This window comes from Rhodococcus sp. NPDC058639, assembly GCF_042717545.1.
Classification (GTDB): domain Bacteria; phylum Actinomycetota; class Actinomycetes; order Mycobacteriales; family Mycobacteriaceae; genus Rhodococcus.
This window is the reverse complement of the sequence record NZ_JBHXRF010000004.1, coordinates 193,775-209,542: the sequence shown is the minus strand read 5'-3', so window position 1 is coordinate 209,542 and position 15,768 is coordinate 193,775. Positions and strand designations below refer to the sequence as shown.

At 67.2% G+C, this 15,768-nt stretch carries 14 protein-coding genes; 6 read left to right on the top strand and 8 right to left on the bottom strand.

Annotation, left to right across the window (positions count from 1 at the left end; genetic code table 11):
• Positions 1-10 precede the first annotated feature (10 nt).
• The gene (locus ACFWU2_RS09205; protein WP_378604286.1) at positions 11-754 is read left to right on the top strand and encodes a VIT family protein; all 744 of its coding nucleotides are present in this window, start codon (positions 11-13) and stop codon (positions 752-754) included.
• A gap of 89 nt (positions 755-843) precedes the next feature.
• Here ACFWU2_RS09205 and ACFWU2_RS09200 read toward each other — a convergent pair whose 3' ends face one another.
• On the bottom strand, positions 844-1,695 hold the full coding sequence (locus ACFWU2_RS09200; protein WP_378604283.1) for a glycoside hydrolase family 19 protein: 852 nt from the start codon (positions 1,693-1,695) through the stop codon (positions 844-846).
• An 870-nt stretch (positions 1,696-2,565) separates the two neighbouring features.
• Between ACFWU2_RS09200 and ACFWU2_RS09195 the strand changes: the two genes are divergently transcribed.
• Positions 2,566-2,979 (top strand): DUF4440 domain-containing protein, encoded by a 414-nt coding sequence (locus ACFWU2_RS09195; protein ID WP_378604280.1) that lies wholly within the window; start codon positions 2,566-2,568, stop codon positions 2,977-2,979.
• Positions 2,980-3,048: 69 nt separating this feature from the next.
• On the top strand, positions 3,049-4,557 hold the full coding sequence (locus tag ACFWU2_RS09190; protein WP_378604277.1) for a YdiU family protein: 1,509 nt from the start codon (positions 3,049-3,051) through the stop codon (positions 4,555-4,557).
• A gap of 27 nt (positions 4,558-4,584) precedes the next feature.
• Here ACFWU2_RS09190 and ACFWU2_RS09185 read toward each other — a convergent pair whose 3' ends face one another.
• On the bottom strand, positions 4,585-4,788 hold the full coding sequence (locus tag ACFWU2_RS09185) for a zinc-ribbon domain-containing protein (RefSeq protein ID WP_378604274.1): 204 nt from the start codon (positions 4,786-4,788) through the stop codon (positions 4,585-4,587).
• Between the two features lie 30 nt (positions 4,789-4,818).
• On the opposite strand from ACFWU2_RS09185, the gene ACFWU2_RS09180 reads away from it, so the two are divergent.
• Positions 4,819-5,403: a DinB family protein gene (locus ACFWU2_RS09180; RefSeq protein WP_378604271.1), complete on the top strand. Its 585-nt coding sequence runs from the start codon at positions 4,819-4,821 to the stop codon at positions 5,401-5,403.
• Positions 5,404-5,642: 239 nt separating this feature from the next.
• Here ACFWU2_RS09180 and ACFWU2_RS09175 read toward each other — a convergent pair whose 3' ends face one another.
• Positions 5,643-6,287 (bottom strand): dihydrofolate reductase family protein, encoded by a 645-nt coding sequence (locus tag ACFWU2_RS09175; RefSeq protein WP_378604268.1) that lies wholly within the window; start codon positions 6,285-6,287, stop codon positions 5,643-5,645.
• Between the two features lie 140 nt (positions 6,288-6,427).
• On the opposite strand from ACFWU2_RS09175, the gene ACFWU2_RS09170 reads away from it, so the two are divergent.
• On the top strand, positions 6,428-6,985 hold the full coding sequence (locus tag ACFWU2_RS09170) for a dihydrofolate reductase family protein (RefSeq protein ID WP_378604265.1): 558 nt from the start codon (positions 6,428-6,430) through the stop codon (positions 6,983-6,985).
• 100 nt (positions 6,986-7,085) lie between these two features.
• A complete protein-coding gene (locus ACFWU2_RS09165; RefSeq protein ID WP_378604262.1) occupies positions 7,086-7,301 on the top strand; it encodes a hypothetical protein in 216 nt (71 codons plus the stop codon).
• Positions 7,302-7,342: 41 nt separating this feature from the next.
• Here ACFWU2_RS09165 and ACFWU2_RS09160 read toward each other — a convergent pair whose 3' ends face one another.
• The 5 genes from ACFWU2_RS09160 to ACFWU2_RS09140 all read right to left on the bottom strand — a co-directional run bounded on the left by ACFWU2_RS09160 (position 7,343) and on the right by ACFWU2_RS09140 (position 15,675).
• Positions 7,343-7,687, bottom strand: a complete 345-nt coding sequence (locus tag ACFWU2_RS09160; protein ID WP_378604259.1) for a type II toxin-antitoxin system Phd/YefM family antitoxin — start codon at positions 7,685-7,687, stop codon at positions 7,343-7,345.
• Between the two features lie 163 nt (positions 7,688-7,850).
• Positions 7,851-8,348, bottom strand: a complete 498-nt coding sequence (locus tag ACFWU2_RS09155) for a hypothetical protein (RefSeq protein ID WP_378604256.1) — start codon at positions 8,346-8,348, stop codon at positions 7,851-7,853.
• Between the two features lie 315 nt (positions 8,349-8,663).
• Positions 8,664-12,827, bottom strand: coding sequence for a TIGR02680 family protein (locus ACFWU2_RS09150; protein ID WP_378604253.1), 4,164 nt, complete (start codon positions 12,825-12,827; stop codon positions 8,664-8,666).
• Positions 12,824-14,206 carry a TIGR02678 family protein gene (locus tag ACFWU2_RS09145; RefSeq protein WP_378604250.1) on the bottom strand — a complete coding sequence of 461 codons (1,383 nt, stop codon included), beginning with the start codon at positions 14,204-14,206 and terminating at the stop codon, positions 12,824-12,826. The genes ACFWU2_RS09150 and ACFWU2_RS09145 overlap by 4 nt, the downstream gene beginning before the upstream one ends.
• Positions 14,203-15,675 carry a TIGR02677 family protein gene (locus ACFWU2_RS09140; RefSeq protein WP_378605170.1) on the bottom strand — a complete coding sequence of 491 codons (1,473 nt, stop codon included), beginning with the start codon at positions 15,673-15,675 and terminating at the stop codon, positions 14,203-14,205. The genes ACFWU2_RS09145 and ACFWU2_RS09140 overlap by 4 nt, the downstream gene beginning before the upstream one ends.
• Positions 15,676-15,768: the final 93 nt, after the last annotated feature.

Sequence of the window (15,768 nt, the reverse complement as noted above, 5' to 3'; positions counted from 1 at the left end):
GCTTGACGGCATGTCGTTGCCCGAACCGCGGTCGCAGGGGGGCGAGCCGGGAGGCCACAAGGGCGCAGAACCCCACGGTGGCTCCTTGGCGGGCAAACTCAACTGGTTGCGCGCAGGTGTGCTCGGCGCGAACGACGGCATCGTGTCGACCGCGGGCCTGGTGGTCGGCGTCGCGGCAGCGACGCCGACGGAACAGACAATTCTGACCGCCGGTGTCGCCGGTCTCGCGGCGGGAGCCGTGTCGATGGCACTCGGTGAATACGTCTCGGTGAGCACTCAGCGTGACACCGAACAGGCCGCATTGGTCGCGGAACGGCGCGAGCTCGAGGTGATGCCGGAGGCCGAACTGGCCGAGCTGGAGGATCTGCTCGAGAGCTGGGGGCTCTCGGAGAGCACGGCCCGGACCGCAGCCGAGGAGATGACCGCCCGGGATCCGCTCGCTGCGCACGCGCAGGTGGAACTGAGGATCGACCCGGCCGAGCTGGCCAATCCGTGGCTCGCCGCGCTGTCGTCGGCGGTGTCGTTCACGCTCGGGGCGCTGGTGCCGCTGCTGGTCATCGTGTTCGCGCCGGACGGGGTGCGGATTCCGGTGACGTTCGCGTCTGTGCTCGTCGCGCTGGCGATCACCGGGACGACGAGTGCGTGGCTCGGGGGAGCCCGGCGCGGACGAGCCGTGGTGCGCGTCGTGCTCGGAGGCGCGCTGGCAATGGTGGTGACGTACGCAATCGGGCAGATCTTCGACGTAGCCGTCTAGTCCGACAAGCGATCCGGCCCGCCCAGGACAGGCGGGCCGGATCGGCAGGTGGTGGAGGCCGAGTCGGCCGCGGAGGGTGTCCGCTGAGCTTACGGCTGCAGCAGCACGCTGAGACCCCGCTCGAAGTCGGCGACGCGCCGTTGCAGGGCGTGGTGGCCACCGTTGACGAGCTCGGACACCCGGACGATCCCTGCGGTGTCGGCGACCTGATTGAGGTTGCGTGACGTCCAGTACCAGGCGGCGGTGGTGAACGCGTTCTCCTTCGTGGCGAGCAACTCGGGGTTCGCAACGAAGTCGACACCGGTGTGCTGGCTCAACTTCTCGTAGTTGTGACGGCCCGTGATCTGGATAGCACCGCGGCCCTTGTACCGCTCGCCGTCTCCCGGCTGGGTGTTGCCGAGGTCGGCGCGGCCCTCGTAGGCACGTCCGGACGCGTACTCCTCGAAGGTGCGGAAGGAATCGGACTCGACCGCAAGCTGTGCGATGAACGCCGCCTGACGGACCGGCGTGTCGATGCCGTTTTGCAGCATCGCGTCGTTCAGCGGGGCGATGAATTCGTTGATCTTCTCCGGCGCGACACCCGGCACGATGCGCGCCAGCTCGTCGGGCGTCACGGTGGGCGGTGCCGGAGCCGGCTCGACCACCGCGGGTGCCTCCTCTGTGGCCTCGGTCGACTCTGTGGGCTCGGTGGCCTCCGTCGACTCGGTGGCCTCCGGGGACTCGTCGGAATCGGCGGTCGCGGTAACCTCCGTCTTGGCCCACCCGGCAGTGGAGAGGGCCTGGAAGTCCAGGGAGACGAGCAGACCACCGGGCTCCTGGTACCGAGTGGGCGCGGAGACCGGGGAAGCGTCAGCAGTGGCGGTACCGACTCCGACGCCGGTGGTGATCACGGCCGCGGCGGCGATGGCAGCGCGAATACGGCGCGAGGATGAAACGGACATGAGTCTTGCTCCAAGATTCGGCCGAAAGTTCGATCCGGCCTACTAGCAGGGGCTCGCGGACGTTATCGAAAGGAGATCTTTTCTCGCGTGTCGATTGCCCGTTGAGCTGTTTTAAGGTCACAACCAGGTAACGTCGCAGCTAGCGAGCTTTTCAAGGCATCGTGCTCGAGGCCATTCCCGCCCGGCCCGGGTGACGCGCACCGCATCCGAGCTCGATCCATCGCCTTTCGCATCGCCCGGCGATCTTGCTCGGGGACTGGCGGGCTGGGGCGTCGACGGTTTGCTCGCCGTACCGCTGAGCCTTGGAGCGTGTGCCAAATTTATTGTTCGGCAAAGTAATTCGGTAAGACATCTCCGAAAGGCGGCCCTCGATCCGGCCCGCTCGCTCGATCGATGGAGCCGCGCGAATCGTTCGGGCACGACCTATCCCCGCCTAGCGCGGAAAATGCCTCATCGTTACCGAGTGCGTGACCGGATCGTGCTGCAGGACACAGCCGCGAGTGCGTCCCGTAACCGGTTGTTGACCTTCACAGATCGAGTTGCCGGCGTGTAACCGGTGGGACTTCTGGTCACCGAATGACACGATGGGATTGATGTGAAATCTGTTGTGAGAGTAAGGGGAGAAGGCGTGCGATGCGGAGCGGAAGTCGTGGGATCCGAAGCCTCGGACATGGCGTAGCGGAAGACCCGGACGTTCCGGTCGGAGGCCGCGACTGGCGGCGGTACACAGCCGCCAGTCGGCGAAACCCGCCGGAGTCCACCGGCCGCCCTGTCGTCGAGCTGCCGAGGGTGACAGTAGGCGTAGGTACGGCGCAGAGGCCTGGGTACCTATCTGGTCCGGGAGGACCCGAAAGGCGGATACTCGGCGTCGTGGATGATGCCGCGAACGAGCCGGACCGCAGGACCGCGCCGGAGCTTCACGGGCTTCTCGAGGAGCTGGAAGCGCGAGAACCCATTTTTCACCATCCTCCGACGGGATTTACTCGGGAGGAGTTCGACAGACTCGTCGACCCGCATTTCTGGGAGACGGGAGCGTCCGGGCGTCGCTACAGCCGGGAGTACGTCTGGTCGATTCTCGAGGAGCGAAGTCGATCCGCTCCGCCCGGCACGCTCGACTGGCAGACGAGCGACTTCCAGTTGCGTGAGCTCGCGCCGTCCACCTACCTGTTGACCTACACCCTGCTGCACCAAAGCAGGCTCACTCGCCGGGCGACCGTGTGGCAGGACCGCGCAAGCGGCTGGACGATCCTCTATCACCAGGGAACACCGGTCGCCGAACCGTAAGAGCGCATCGATGACAAGGGCCTCGCTGTCCACGCGGTGGGATAGGTCGCGGGTGGTTACCCTCGAACCATGACTGCAGTTCCCGATTTCACGAGGGGCCCGAACATCGCGGTGCCCGGTCTCGAGAGCACCTTCGCCGACGAGTTCGGCGACCTCACGGTGCCGTGGAAGGGTGCACAAGCTCCTGATCCCGCACTGCTTGTGCTCAACGAGCAACTGGCATCCGAACTGCGGCTGGACACCGAGGGGTTGCGCAGCGAGGAGGGCGTCGGTGTGCTGTCCGGATCGGCTGTGCCCGACGGGGCCGCGCCGGTGGCGATGGCATACGCGGGTCACCAGTTCGGCGGTTATGCCCCGCTCCTCGGAGATGGACGGGCCCTGCTGCTCGGTGAACTCGCCGACGAAGCCGGACGGCGAGTCGATCTGCATCTCAAAGGCTCGGGGCCGACGCCGTTCTCCCGCGGCGGTGACGGGTTCGCCGTCGTCGGCCCGATGCTGCGCGAATACCTGGTCAGCGAGGCTATGTACGCGCTCGGCATTCCCACGACGCGAGCTCTCTCTGTAGTTGCCACCGGCGCACACGTGCCCCGAAACGGACTCGAGCCCGGGGCTGTGCTCGCTCGGATCGCCGCGAGCCACCTCAGGGTCGGGACCTTCGAATTCGCGGTGCGACGGGGCGAGGTGCTGCCGCGGCTCGCCGATTACGCGATCGGCCGCCACTATCCGGAGCTCACCGGACTTCCCGCGACGGGTGACGACAACCGCTATCTGCGGTTTTTCGAGGCCGTGGTCGAGGCGCAGGCGTCACTGGTGGCGAAGTGGGTGCTCACCGGTTTCGTGCACGGAGTGATGAACACCGACAACACGACCATCTCCGGGGAGACCATCGATTACGGCCCGTGTGCTTTCCTGGACGCGTTCGACCCGGCCGCGGTGTTCAGTTCGATCGATCATGGGGGCCGCTACGCGTTCGGTAACCAGCCCGCGGTCCTGAAATGGAATCTGGCGCGGTTCGCCGAAACGTTGCTGCCCTTGATGGCGTCCACCCCGGACGATGCGATTACCGCGGCGTCGGGCGTGCTCGACACCTTCGACGAGCGTTACGACGCCCACTACACGGCGGGGATCGCAGCGAAACTCGGCGTCGCCGGCACACACATCGACCGGGCGCTGGTCGACGACCTGCTGTCGTTGATGGAAGGATCGGGCGCCGACTGGACGGGGACCTTCCGTGCTCTTGCCGAGGAGCTACGGGGACACCCCGCATCTCTCGACAGCCTCCTGCCCCGGACGGATATCGGCCCCTGGCTGGAACGCTGGAACGAGGTCCTGGCGCAGCAGGGTAGGGGACCGGCGGCCACCGCGGACGCGATGGACAACGTCAATCCGCTCTACATCCCCCGAAATCACCAGGTCGATGCTGCTCTCCGCGCCGCCACCGACGGAGACCTCTCGCCCTTCACGACCTTGCTCGAAGTCGTGACGCATCCGTTCGAGAAGCGCGACGAATGGTCGGACTACGCCGCCCCCGCCCCACGACAGTTCAGCGAGTCCTTTCAGACATTCTGCGGGACCTGATACGGCAGCTTTCGGAGAACACGGCGGTCAGCTTTCGACGACGGTGCCGCAGATGCCGCATTCCTCGAACTCCCGGCGATTCCACCGCGCGACCGGAATGAAGAACAGTGTGAATTGCTTGTACTCACGCAGCCTTCTCCACTGAGTTGTGTTGTGGCAGCGCGGACACGTGCGAGTGTGCCCTTCGCCGAGGTACTGCCTTTTGGTGCCGTAGCCGAAGAGAAAGAACATCGCGTCAGCATAGGCCGATATACTCCCGCCGTGACCGAGGCGACGACCTACAAGTCCGACCTGATCCACCAACTCCAGGACCTCCGTGACTCGGTTCTCTGGAAACTGGAAGGCCTGTCGGAGTACGACCTCCGCCGTCCGCTGACGCCGACGGGCACGAACCTGCTGGGTCTGGTCAAGCATCTGGCGAGTTGCGAATTCGGCTATTTCGGTGAGGTATTCGCACGACGGCCTCCGGTGGACTTTCCCTGGCAACATCCCGACGCTTCCGAGAACGCCGACATGTGGGCGACGCCCGCCGAGTCGAAGCAGTTCATCGTCGACGACCTCTACCGTCGCTCCTGGGAACACGCCGCGCAGACTTTCGACGAATGCGACCTCGATTCGATCGGGCGCGTCCCGTGGTGGAGGGACGCACGTATCACCTTGCACCAGGCTCTGATGCGCATGATCATCGAGACTGCGCGGCATGCCGGACATGCCGACATCGTCAGGGAGACCATCGACGGATCCGCGGGATTGTCGGAACGTGTCGACAGCCTCCCTTACACGGACGGCGCCCGATGGCGCGCACACGTCGCACAGGTCCAGGCCGCGGCCGACGCGTTCCGCTGAGAGTTGACGGGCACCGTCGCCCAGGGTCCCGAGCCGCACGAAACCTGTTCAGGGCGACGTGCATCGAGTGAATGAGCATCGTGGTCGATAATCGGCTGTCGGAAGCGAACTGTCCCGCCCGGTGGATTTCCTGGTCGGTGACGCCTACTGGAACAGGGGGTAGTCGCGCGATCAGATTCGGAAGCAGTTCGTGAGCGCCTGGAAGATCTGTCAGGGAGGGCCTGCGCCGACGTAGGGGTTCAGTCCTCGCGCCCGACCCCACGATCGGGTGCACTCATGTCGCCGGTCCTGGGGGTGCCTTCGCCGAGTCCGTAACGCAGGTACACGGTGCCTTTCGGATCGGCGACCGGTGGTGCGAGGAGCGTGACGTTCGTCGGCACCTCGCCGCCGTCGAACACCTTCTTCCCGACCCCCAGCACGATCGGGTGCACCCAGAGGTCGAGGCGGTCGTAGAGTTTTTCGCGCAGGAGGGTCTGCACCAGATTCAGGCTTCCGACGACCTTGATGTGCTCGTGCCGGTCGCGGACCTCGCGCACCGCAGCGACCAGATCGGGCCCGAGCTTCGTGGACCCCGCCCACGAGAGGTCGGGGTTGCCGCGGGAAGCCACATACTTCGGAACCGAATTGAACAATGTGGCGATCTCGCTGTCCTCACCGCCTTTCTGGTGGGGCCAGTATGCGGCGAACACGTCATAGGTTCGACGACCGAGAAGCAGTGCGTCCGTGCCCTCGTACGCGGCACCGATCTGCGCTCCGGTCACCGCGTCCAGCAGGGGTGCTTGCCAGCCGCCGAACGGGAATCCCACCGGGTCCTCCTCGGGGCCGCCGGGCGCTTGCCCGACGAGGTCGAGCGTGGTGAACAGTTCGATCTCGATGAGGCCCATGCCCGTACCTCCTCGTCGTGGTTCCTCGGTCGGAGAGGTAGACCGAGCCGGGTAGGCATACTCATCGCACATCGTTCTTATCGCATATCGGCGTTGTCGAAGCGCCGCAACGGACCTTGTTTCTCACCTATTCTTTCCCGATGGGACTACTCCGGTACTCCATCAACGTCACTCTGGACGGATGCTGCGATCATCGCGCGGTCCCCGCGGAGGAAGAGTTGCAGGAGTTGCACCGTCACCACACCGCGAACCTCGAGCGGGCGGACGCGCTGCTCTTCGGTCGCGTGACGTACGAACTGATGGAGTCGGCGTGGCGATTGTCGCCGTCGTCAGCAGACAATCCCGAGTGGACGGACCCGTTCGCCCGGACGATCGACGCAGCGAAGAAGTACGTCGTGTCGAGCACGCTCCCGAGTGTCGACTGGAACGCGGAACTCGTACAGGGGGACCTGGCCGAGGCGGTGCGGAAACTCAAACAGGAAGCGCCCAACGGTCTGTTCGTCGGAGGCGTGCGACTCCCGCTCGCGTTGGCCGAGCTGGGGCTGATCGACGAGTACGAGTTCGTGGTGCAGCCCAGGATCGCCGGCCACGGGCCGACGTTGTTCGCGGGGTTGTCGAAGCCCCTCGAACTGCGCTTCCTGGACCGGCACGAGTTCGGTGCGGGCACCGCGGCAATGCGGTACGAACCGCGCCGCTAACCATCGACGAGTGCATTGCTCGACACAACCTGCGATCCTGTGCCGTGACCCGTTCGAGTCGCTCGGGTCGTCCGGCGAACAACCTTGATTGCGGTGAATGATGGCGAACGATCATGACGACACGGCCGGGGCAGCACGAGTGCGTGCCGCCGCGATCGCGATTTGGCTGGCGACATTTGGAGCGGTGCTCGCGATAGGTGGCGTGGTCGTCGCTTTCCATCCGGACATTCCCGCGACTGCAGGCGGCTCGATGATCGCTGCAGGACTGGTCTCGGTTGTGTTCTTCGGTTATCGCGCCCGGCTGAACAACTCGTAGGACGCGTCGGGTCGCTGCGCACCGGCGAGGTCGCGTCGGCGCTACTCGGCCTTCTTCCGCTTCTTCTTTCGCTGCTTGCGGGAGCGCGCCCGTGACTGCCGCCGGGCGGATGTGTTCGGTTTCTCGGCCTTGTCGGTGGCGCCGTCCGGCGCGGTGTTCGATTGTTCTTCGAGGAGCGAACGCGCCATCTCCTTGCGGAGACTGTTCATGAGTTCGGGTGAGCGGAGGAGAAACGTGGCCTCCTGCAACGCGAGATATCGCTTCTTCGAGATCAGCACTGCCTCAGTGTGTTTCCCGGCGATCTCGACCGCAACGGTGTCGTCGTTGACTTCGCGCACCAGCGCACCCAACCGCTCGCGAGCGAACTTGACCGTGGTTGCTCGCACTCCCGCCGACTCCATTCCCCTGCTCTACCGACCCCCGGCACCCTCGTTCCCCGGACCGGAAACAGTCCGGGGACACGACGCGGCGCATCACACCGTTGCAGGGGCCACTGTATAGACCCGGGGCGAATGCGCGGACCGGACGTGCTCAGGGCGCCGGGGAGAATCAGGGAGCGACGTACCCTCCGATACCGGGGAGCGACGGTTGTCCGGCATTGGGGTAGCCCTCGGCCCCGACGATGGCGACGGTGATGGCGACGGGTCCCGATCCGGTGTCGACCGTGGGCGCATCGGGCAGTGAACCGTATGGCGTGCAGGGCCGCAGGCTCGTGGAGCCGCTGGTGCCGTTCGCCAGATTCACATAGTTGATGCGGACGAGCGTGAGCGCAGCGCTGGTCCAGCACGGCGCGTCGCTCACGGGCAGGGTGAAGGTCGTCCGGCCCTTTCCGGGAGACGAGGCGTTCACAGAGGAGAAGAGCAGATCCGGAAGTCCGAGTCCGGTGATCTGCACGCCGACAGCGGGAATTTGATAGACGGAGATCGGAGTAGAGGTCAGCGTGGGGCCGACGGGGTCGGCTGCGGCGGCGGGCGCTCCCGCTACCGCCACTCCGGCGGCGGTGAGCGCCGTACCGGTCAGAATCGAAAGCCGTGTGGAGACGCGCATGGTGTTTCCTTTCGGTTCGGTGAGATTCGATCCGGAATAGGAGAGCGGGTGTTCGGTGATGCCCCGACGAGGCCGGTGGGTATTGCGGAGACCGATCCGTGCGGGTGTGTCATGCCCCGATCATCGTGGGAAATTCGACGTTCATTACACAATCGGCGAAAATAGCCGGGGTTTTCTTTGGCCGGGACGGCGTTTCGGATAATGAGCTGGCTTCGGTAGTGAATCGTGGAATCCGTGCCGAGACTTTGCAATGTTCGCGAAACTAATTGTATATCTGCTTCGGTCGCCGAATCCGCATTCGCCGTCTGCACGTGGCTAGACGAATTCGAGTGACCCCTCCACTGGCTGCGCCACCTTCCGGGAACCGGGGGATCCCAACGCAATTGCGAGGTCCGAGCCGTCGTGCTCGGCCAGCAGTTCTCCGCCGGACCACACCAGCAATGTCGCGGCAACGGTGTGCTCGGCCACCGAATGCGACAGGTCGTAGTGCGCGCAACCGGGAACACCGGCGTACGTGATCCACAGGTCGAACCCGGTCATGAACAAGTCCAGATCGAACTGCACACACAAACTGAGCAACTCGCTTCGCCCCGTATCGTCGACGCCCGCGAACGCTTCGTCCAACGCCAGCAATCGCGGCGCATGTGGATCCGCCGAATCGAGCATCACGTGCGCCGCCGCGAACAACGGCAGATGCAACGACACCGACTGCTCACCGCCCGACAACGCCGAATGCCGCGCGGGTGTCAGCTTGTCGTCGCTCCCGTCCGCACCGATGAGACTGAACGAGAACACCCGCCAACGGCGGTAATCGAGGGTCGTGGCCAGGATCTCCGGGTACGAGCGCTCCGGATGCGCGGCCCGTTCCGCACGGATCCGGGATGCGAAGTGCGCCCGGATGCCGGCGAGGTCTTCCGCCGACAGCGCCGCAGCGTCGCGGTCGAGCAGTTTGCAGACCGCGCGCGCCTGGTCGTCCAGATCGTCCGCGAGCACCCAGTGCACGCCGATCGTGTTGCCCGAGGACATATGCCGTTGCCGCATCTCGGCGCCCATGCGTGCGATGAGATCTCGCGCGTCGACGGTGCGTTCGTGGATCTGCTGGGACAGAGCCGCCAGTAGTGCGTCTTCGAGGATGCGGCGCTCGGAGTCGGTCAGCAGCAATTCCTGCTCGCGACGCGCGTGCGCGATGCGCACCGCGAAGTGCCCGACCGACGAGTACCCCTGTTCGTCCTGCACCTGCACCACGGTCAGCCCTTCGGGCGCATCCCACTGCAACCGGTAGTCCTGACTACGCGCAAGTTCCGTATCGAACTCCTGCACGGCAGCAGTGAGCGCGGTGCGCGTGGACTTGCGAGCCGATTCACTGGCGGTGACCGTGTCCGTCGCCGCTGCCAGCGATCGGAACAGCGCCTGCACCTCAGCCGGGAAGACAGGAACGTCGGCGTCGGATTCCGCATGCTGAATCCGGTACAGCAGTTGGTCGGTGTCCAGCCACGCCGCGGTGCTCGCCGGCCACGCGTGCGGTTGCTCGATCGCCAGCAGCGCCAGCAGGTCCGGCCGCGCGAAAGGCGCCAGCCGCTCGGCGTCGGCGCGGGATTCCGCCAGCGCTGAACGCAGGGTGTCCTCGGCGGCGGTATGCGCGGCCTCCGACTTGCCGATCCGTTCGATCGCCGCCTCATACGCCTTACGCGCGGCACGCTGGGAGGACTTCGCCGACTCGATCCGGGCCCGAGCCTGCTCGAGTCGCACGTCGATCCGGTCGGCGCCGGCACCGAGCGCGTCGCGCAGTGTTTCGAGTTTCTGTCGCTGAGCGGTGAACGACTCTTCGGAGATCGCCGATTGTTCGGCGGCTTCGTCGGCGACGCGGCGTGCCTCGTCGAGCCGCACCTGCGCCTCCCGTACCCGCTCGCCGGTGGCGGCGTGCTCTCGCAACGCCCGCAGCAGTGCCTGTCCCTGCGAGCGGAAGTGCCGCACTGCAGCTTCCAGGCTGTCGAGTTCCCGGGGGTGGTAGGGCACGCGGTGTCGTGCGGCGGTCGAGCGCAGGTGCTGCTGCCGGGTAGCGAATTCCGCCAGTGCCTGATCGAGATCGCGGTCGGCGGCCGCAGCCGCCTCGGTGGACGTCCGCAGTGCCCCCGCGCACTCGGTGACTTTTCGCAATGCGGCAAGCACCGAACCGGTGCGGGGCACCGAGGCGGCGGCCTCGTCGAGCCCGGCCAGCCGGTCCCCGAGGATGCGATGTTGCTCGCGCAACGACTCCACCGTCGAACGTGCTTCGGCGACCGCACGTTCGAGTTCTGTCACCCGCAGTTGTCGCCGGCGTGCGCGGGCCGTCGCCCCGATGAACTCCGCGTGGGTCTTGACGTGCCGGCCCACCTGAGTGCCCTGCCGGAAACCGCCCGTGACGTCCACCGACACTGCGACCCCGCCGGCCGGTGTGGATGTCAGCGCGATCGACTCGAGCACATCGGCGACATCGCGCTCGGGAACCTCCGTATCGGGTTCGGGCACCAGGACATCGGCCAGCGTCGGCCCCGACGGCCGAAGCGGCGCCGGCACCGCGACGAGGAACTGTTCCGACTCGGTGGCCGGTAACTCGCCGTTCCCGGCCCAGATCCATCCGTCGAGCAGGTTCGCGGCTTGCAGTGCCGCCTCGATTCCGGCTGCGTCCGCTGCGGTGACGTCGTCACGGAATCGCACCAGGCGCCACAGCGGTGCACCCGGCAGCGACTCCCGGCTTCCTGTCCGCGCCGGGAACGGCGGGGGAGCGTCGTCGTGTTCGGCTTCCACGTCGGTCCGCTCGGCGTCGAACTCCGCGATCCGCACCCCGAGGGCCTCGATCTCGGAGGTGAGCGCGCGTCGTCGGAACCGGAGTTCCTCGAGCGCGGGGGCCGTGCGGATGCCGAGCGCGGAGGCGGGTGTCGGGGCGTCGTCCTGCCCGGCGGTCGCGATCGCGGAGTCCAGTGCGTCGAGCAGATCCGACGAAATGCCTTCTACGGCATATCGTTCTGCGTGCTCTGTCCACCATGTCCGCAGGTCGTTCGCCGTCTCCGCTCGCGTCGTGTCGACCACCGCTTCCGCCGCGTCCACCGCGGCGGCGGCCGACTCGCGTTGCGTGCGACTGCGCGTCGCCGCTGCCTCCGCACGCGTTCGCGCTGCCGCGGCGGCGTCCACGTTTCCGGCGGCCGCCCGGACCGCCCGCACGTCGGCATCGCGTTCCTCCGCGTGCGCGTCGAGCGCGGTGACGAGCCGATCGGTCCGATCGAGATACTCCGCACCGCGCCAGTCGATGCCCGCGTCTTCGGCGGCCTCGTGAAGCGCATCCTCGCAGCGGGTCCGCGTGGACACTGCTGCGGCGAGGGCGGACTCGGCCCGCTCGAGTTCGTCGGCGCGCTGCGCGACGGCGCGCTGAGTCCGCTCTGCCTGCTCGGCCTGCACCGCGGTGGTGCGTTGGAGGTTCGCGACCGCCTGCGCAAGGTCGTCGAGTTGCTGTTTGCCCTCGTATGCGCCGGAGCGTTGCAGGGCGTCGAGATTGGCGCGGGCCTGTTCGAGATCCCGCTCGGCCACGGCGAGGGTTTCCTCGGCCTGTGCGCGAGCCGCGGCGGCCCCTTCTCTGTCGGCCACGGCAGAGCGCAACGACTCGACTGCGGCCCGGACCGTCGCGAGACGCATCCCCACCTGGTCGACCTCCGAGCGTGCCTGCTGCCGGAGATAGTTCGAGTACACGGCGACGAAACTCTGCGCCGCGTCGTCGGCCGCGGCCAGCGATTCGAGCGTCCGCGCCACCTCCTCCATGTCGGAGAACGACCGGGCAGCTTCGACCAGCAGTTGGTCGTCGAGTGGGCGGAGACCGTCGGTCAGCGCCTGGGACAACCCCTTCGGATCGAGGTTCTTCGCCAGCTGCGGGCGCCGCAACGTGAGGATCAGGTTGATCAATTGGTCGTATCGCTGCGCACCCAGCCCGAACATGCGCGCGTCGATGGCCGCCCGGTAATCCACCGGCCGGTCGGTGACGGCGTCGGCGCCGACTTCCTCGATCAGCTGTTTCCGGGTGAGCGGCCGGTCTTCGGTGTCGAGCAACGAGAAATCGACACCCACACGTCCGTCGACGACGAAATACCAGCGCGTGACCTTGTCGTTTCCCCGCGTGGCGCGCATGCCGACCCCGACCGTGACGGCCTCCGGGTCCTCGGCCCGGCCGCGGCAGAACTCCATCCACACATAGGAATACGCGCTGTCCTGCCCCTGGTAGAGCAGGTTCGAGCGCATCGTGCGTTCTTCGCCCGCGAACGGGTTGAGCCGGCGCGGTTCGATGCGCCCGTCGAACACGAACGGGAACAGCACCTCGAGAGCCTTCGTCTTACCCGACCCGTTGGGGCCACGGAGCACCAGGCGCCCGTCCGCGAACGAGAACTCTTGATCCCGGTAGTCCCACAGATTGATGATTCCGGCGCGGGTGGGCCGGAAACGGGCACTACTCATGACTCTCCGTCTCGCTTTGTCTCGTCCGGGAACAGGTCGATCTGCGGATCTCGTTTACGCACACTGACGGTCGCACCCCGGAACCGCGCCAACGCGGGCAGTGCGAGTACGCCACCCGGCACCCGGGCGATGAGGTCCAGTTTCGCGAGCAGAATCACCGCCGCGTCCGTGAGGCCGGCCGGATCCGCTTGCCATTGCGCCGCGAAGGTGCGGCCGTAGGTGTCGACGAGCCCGCGGATGGTGCTCGCCAGCCACGCATCGTCGACCATCGGGTGCTCGGGCCGGACGCGCTCTCCGGCAAGATCGTCTCCCTGCACGCGGTCGGGTGGGCCGGTCACCGCCAACGCGGTGAACACCCCCGAGCGTGGAATTGCTGCGTCCACGGCCGCGACAAGGACGTCGTGCTCGTCAGGGGGGAGGGAAAGTCGCTCCGGCGCAGGCAGATCCGGGTCGAGCACCCGGTCGCAGATCTCTCCGGCCAGCAACAGTGCCACCTGCGCGACGGTGCCGGTGCCGGGGAACCGCAGGTCCGACAGGCGACCGGAGGTGTCCACCAGGGCCACGCCCTCCGCACGCCGCTCGGCCACCAGTCCGGTGAGCATTTCCAGGTCGGCGGTGGTGCGCGGCAGCGCGAGTTGCAATGCTTCGGCGTCGTCGAGTCCCTCGGCGTAGACGACGGGACGCTGGATCAGGGCGCGACGAACCCGCCGCGTCGCCTCGGCGGAACGCCGCCCGTCGGACACGGGGGCGCCGCCGGCCGGGTTCGCGAGCAGACCGCGCACCGAGTTCAGGTGCTGCAGCGCCAGCGGCGGACGGAACAATGCCGCCACGACCGACCGGTCGATGTCGTAGAGGGCTTCGCCGCTCTCGGGATCGCTCGCCCATCCACCCGCATCACCGTCGGCGAGGGAGATCGCCCCGCGCGCCGCGAGCCATGCCACCGCGTCGACGAAGGCGTCGCGGTCCGTCGCCCTGTCGGTGGCCAGATCCACTCCGTCGATCCGGGAGGCATCGGTGGCTACGTGGTCGGCCAGTTCGGACAGGCTGATCTGTCCACCTGCGCGGCCGAGCGCCGCAATGGCCAGTGCGAGGTAGGCATACCGCCGCCGGTCGAAGGGGCGGTCGGTGTGGGTGGCGGTACCGGCACCCGGGTCGAGCCGGTCCAGCACGGTGAACAACCTGGCCGTCGTTTCGGTGACTTCGAGTCGGTACCCGAGTGCGTCGAGCAGGTCGTCACGCAACTCGGTGGCCCACCGTCGCAGCAACGGCAGGGCGGCGCGATCGGGGAACGTCGACGTCACCAGGTGGTGGGTCAGGATCAGGCGCGCCGCACGCTGGTACGAATCGAGGTCGAGCGGCGCGATGGTACGTGCTTTCACTGCACATCCACGGTCAAGGCGTCCAGATACAACCGTCCGCGTGCAGTGCGCACCACCGTCGATTCGGTGCTGGGCCGCAACGTGAGTTTCACGCCGTTCTGGGTGCCGGACGTTCCGTCGCCGCGGACGCGTCCGCTCACCGGTACCCGCGCCGACAGCGCCGCGTCGATCAGGCTGAGCAGCACCTCGGTCTCCGGTTCGGTGAGTTCGCGCTCCCGCACCCCGCCGGACGCGAGGGACCGCGCCGCGTCGGTACGGCGCCGCTGGGTCTCCCACTGCACTTCACGCAACCGCCGCACGGCGGCGTCGTTGCGGTGCACCCGGCCGGGTGCACCGGCAGTCGGTGCCCGGCCTGTTTCGGCCAGCGTGCGCGAGATCTCGACCGGCGGTGCGTCCCACCACGACCGGTTGGCGGGCACCACGTCGGCGTCGGAGTGCGGCACCGAGAAATGCCGGGGACGGCCGAGGTCGAACACCGCCCCGAACAATGCGTGCGCGGCGTCCTCGCTGGGCGCGGCGGCGAACCATCCCGCCAGGTGCCTCAACTGCGATTCCCGGCTCACCCCGCCTCGGCGGGTCTCGGTGAGCCGGCGCAGCAGCGCCAGCACCGCCGCGATCGCACTCATCGTGCCCTCCCGCAACCGCTCGGCTTCGCTCGGCGCCGACCCCATGCCCACGAACCAGTGTTCGAGCCCGCGCCAGCGCTGGCGCCAGTCGGCTTCTCGTTCTTCGTAGGAGAGCAGGACCCTCTCGTCGTGCGCCGCAGCGAGGGCAGGTAGCCGCGCGGCGCCGGTGGCCTGGACCCGCGCGAGGGCGGCGGTGAGCTTCGGCGCATATCGTGCGAGATCGGAACTGAACTCCCGCATGTGCGACAGCAGGGCGTCCTTGTGGGTGAGAAACACTTCCGGTGTGATCTCGGTGGTGCGCACCAGGTCACCCAGCACGAGGTAGAACCGTGCAGCCCGTTCCGCCATGTCCGACAGGGTCGCATCGAGACGGTTCAGCTTCCGGTACACCAGTTCGCCGTCCCCGGCGTCGTTGGCATCGGCGAGTTCGGTCAGATCGGCGAGGAGATCGGCCAGGGCCAGCCGGGAGAGCGCGACATCTTGCCCGCGACCGGTCAGGACGTCGTCGACGGCGCGGAAGGCATAGAAGCCTTCCTGCCCGAACTGGTAGACGAAGTGCCGGTTGCGGTACTCCGCGAGGGTGGCTGCGCGGGTTCCGTCGTAGCTGCGTTCGAGCACGCCCCACGCGTGCAACTGCTCGAGCAGGGGCGCAATCTCCGACGAGGTCAGTGCTGCCGCGGGATCGTCACCGCCGATCCGGCCGAGCACAGCTTCGACGTCGGCTGCGTGCAGCAGCACGACATAGTTGGCGCGGGCATGATCGAACGCCCGGAGCACCCACAGATATTCGGTGCGTTTCTCGGCGGTCGCGAAGGAGAACAGCCGGAGCCGGCCGTCCCGCACCGTCGGGTCCTCGACCGTCCGGGTGCCGGATCGACCTGTTTCGTTCACCGTGACAGGGTAGGCGGACAGTCGCCCGGCGCCCGCATCACCCGC

Bases quoted from the DNA above. Each gene is read 5' to 3' on its own strand.
- ACFWU2_RS09205 (WP_378604286.1), top strand. From the start codon at position 11: ATGTCGTTGCCCGAACCGCGGTCGCAGGGGGGCGAGCCGGGAGGCCAC.
- ACFWU2_RS09200 (WP_378604283.1), bottom strand. From the start codon at position 1,695: ATGTCCGTTTCATCCTCGCGCCGTATTCGCGCTGCCATCGCCGCCGCG.
- ACFWU2_RS09190 (WP_378604277.1), top strand. From the start codon at position 3,049: ATGACTGCAGTTCCCGATTTCACGAGGGGCCCGAACATCGCGGTGCCC.
- ACFWU2_RS09185 (WP_378604274.1), bottom strand. From the start codon at position 4,788: ATGTTCTTTCTCTTCGGCTACGGCACCAAAAGGCAGTACCTCGGCGAA.
- ACFWU2_RS09175 (WP_378604268.1), bottom strand. From the start codon at position 6,287: ATGGGCCTCATCGAGATCGAACTGTTCACCACGCTCGACCTCGTCGGG.
- ACFWU2_RS09170 (WP_378604265.1), top strand. From the start codon at position 6,428: ATGGGACTACTCCGGTACTCCATCAACGTCACTCTGGACGGATGCTGC.
- ACFWU2_RS09165 (WP_378604262.1), top strand. From the start codon at position 7,086: ATGGCGAACGATCATGACGACACGGCCGGGGCAGCACGAGTGCGTGCC.
- ACFWU2_RS09155 (WP_378604256.1), bottom strand. From the start codon at position 8,348: ATGCGCGTCTCCACACGGCTTTCGATTCTGACCGGTACGGCGCTCACC.
- ACFWU2_RS09150 (WP_378604253.1), bottom strand. From the start codon at position 12,827: ATGAGTAGTGCCCGTTTCCGGCCCACCCGCGCCGGAATCATCAATCTG.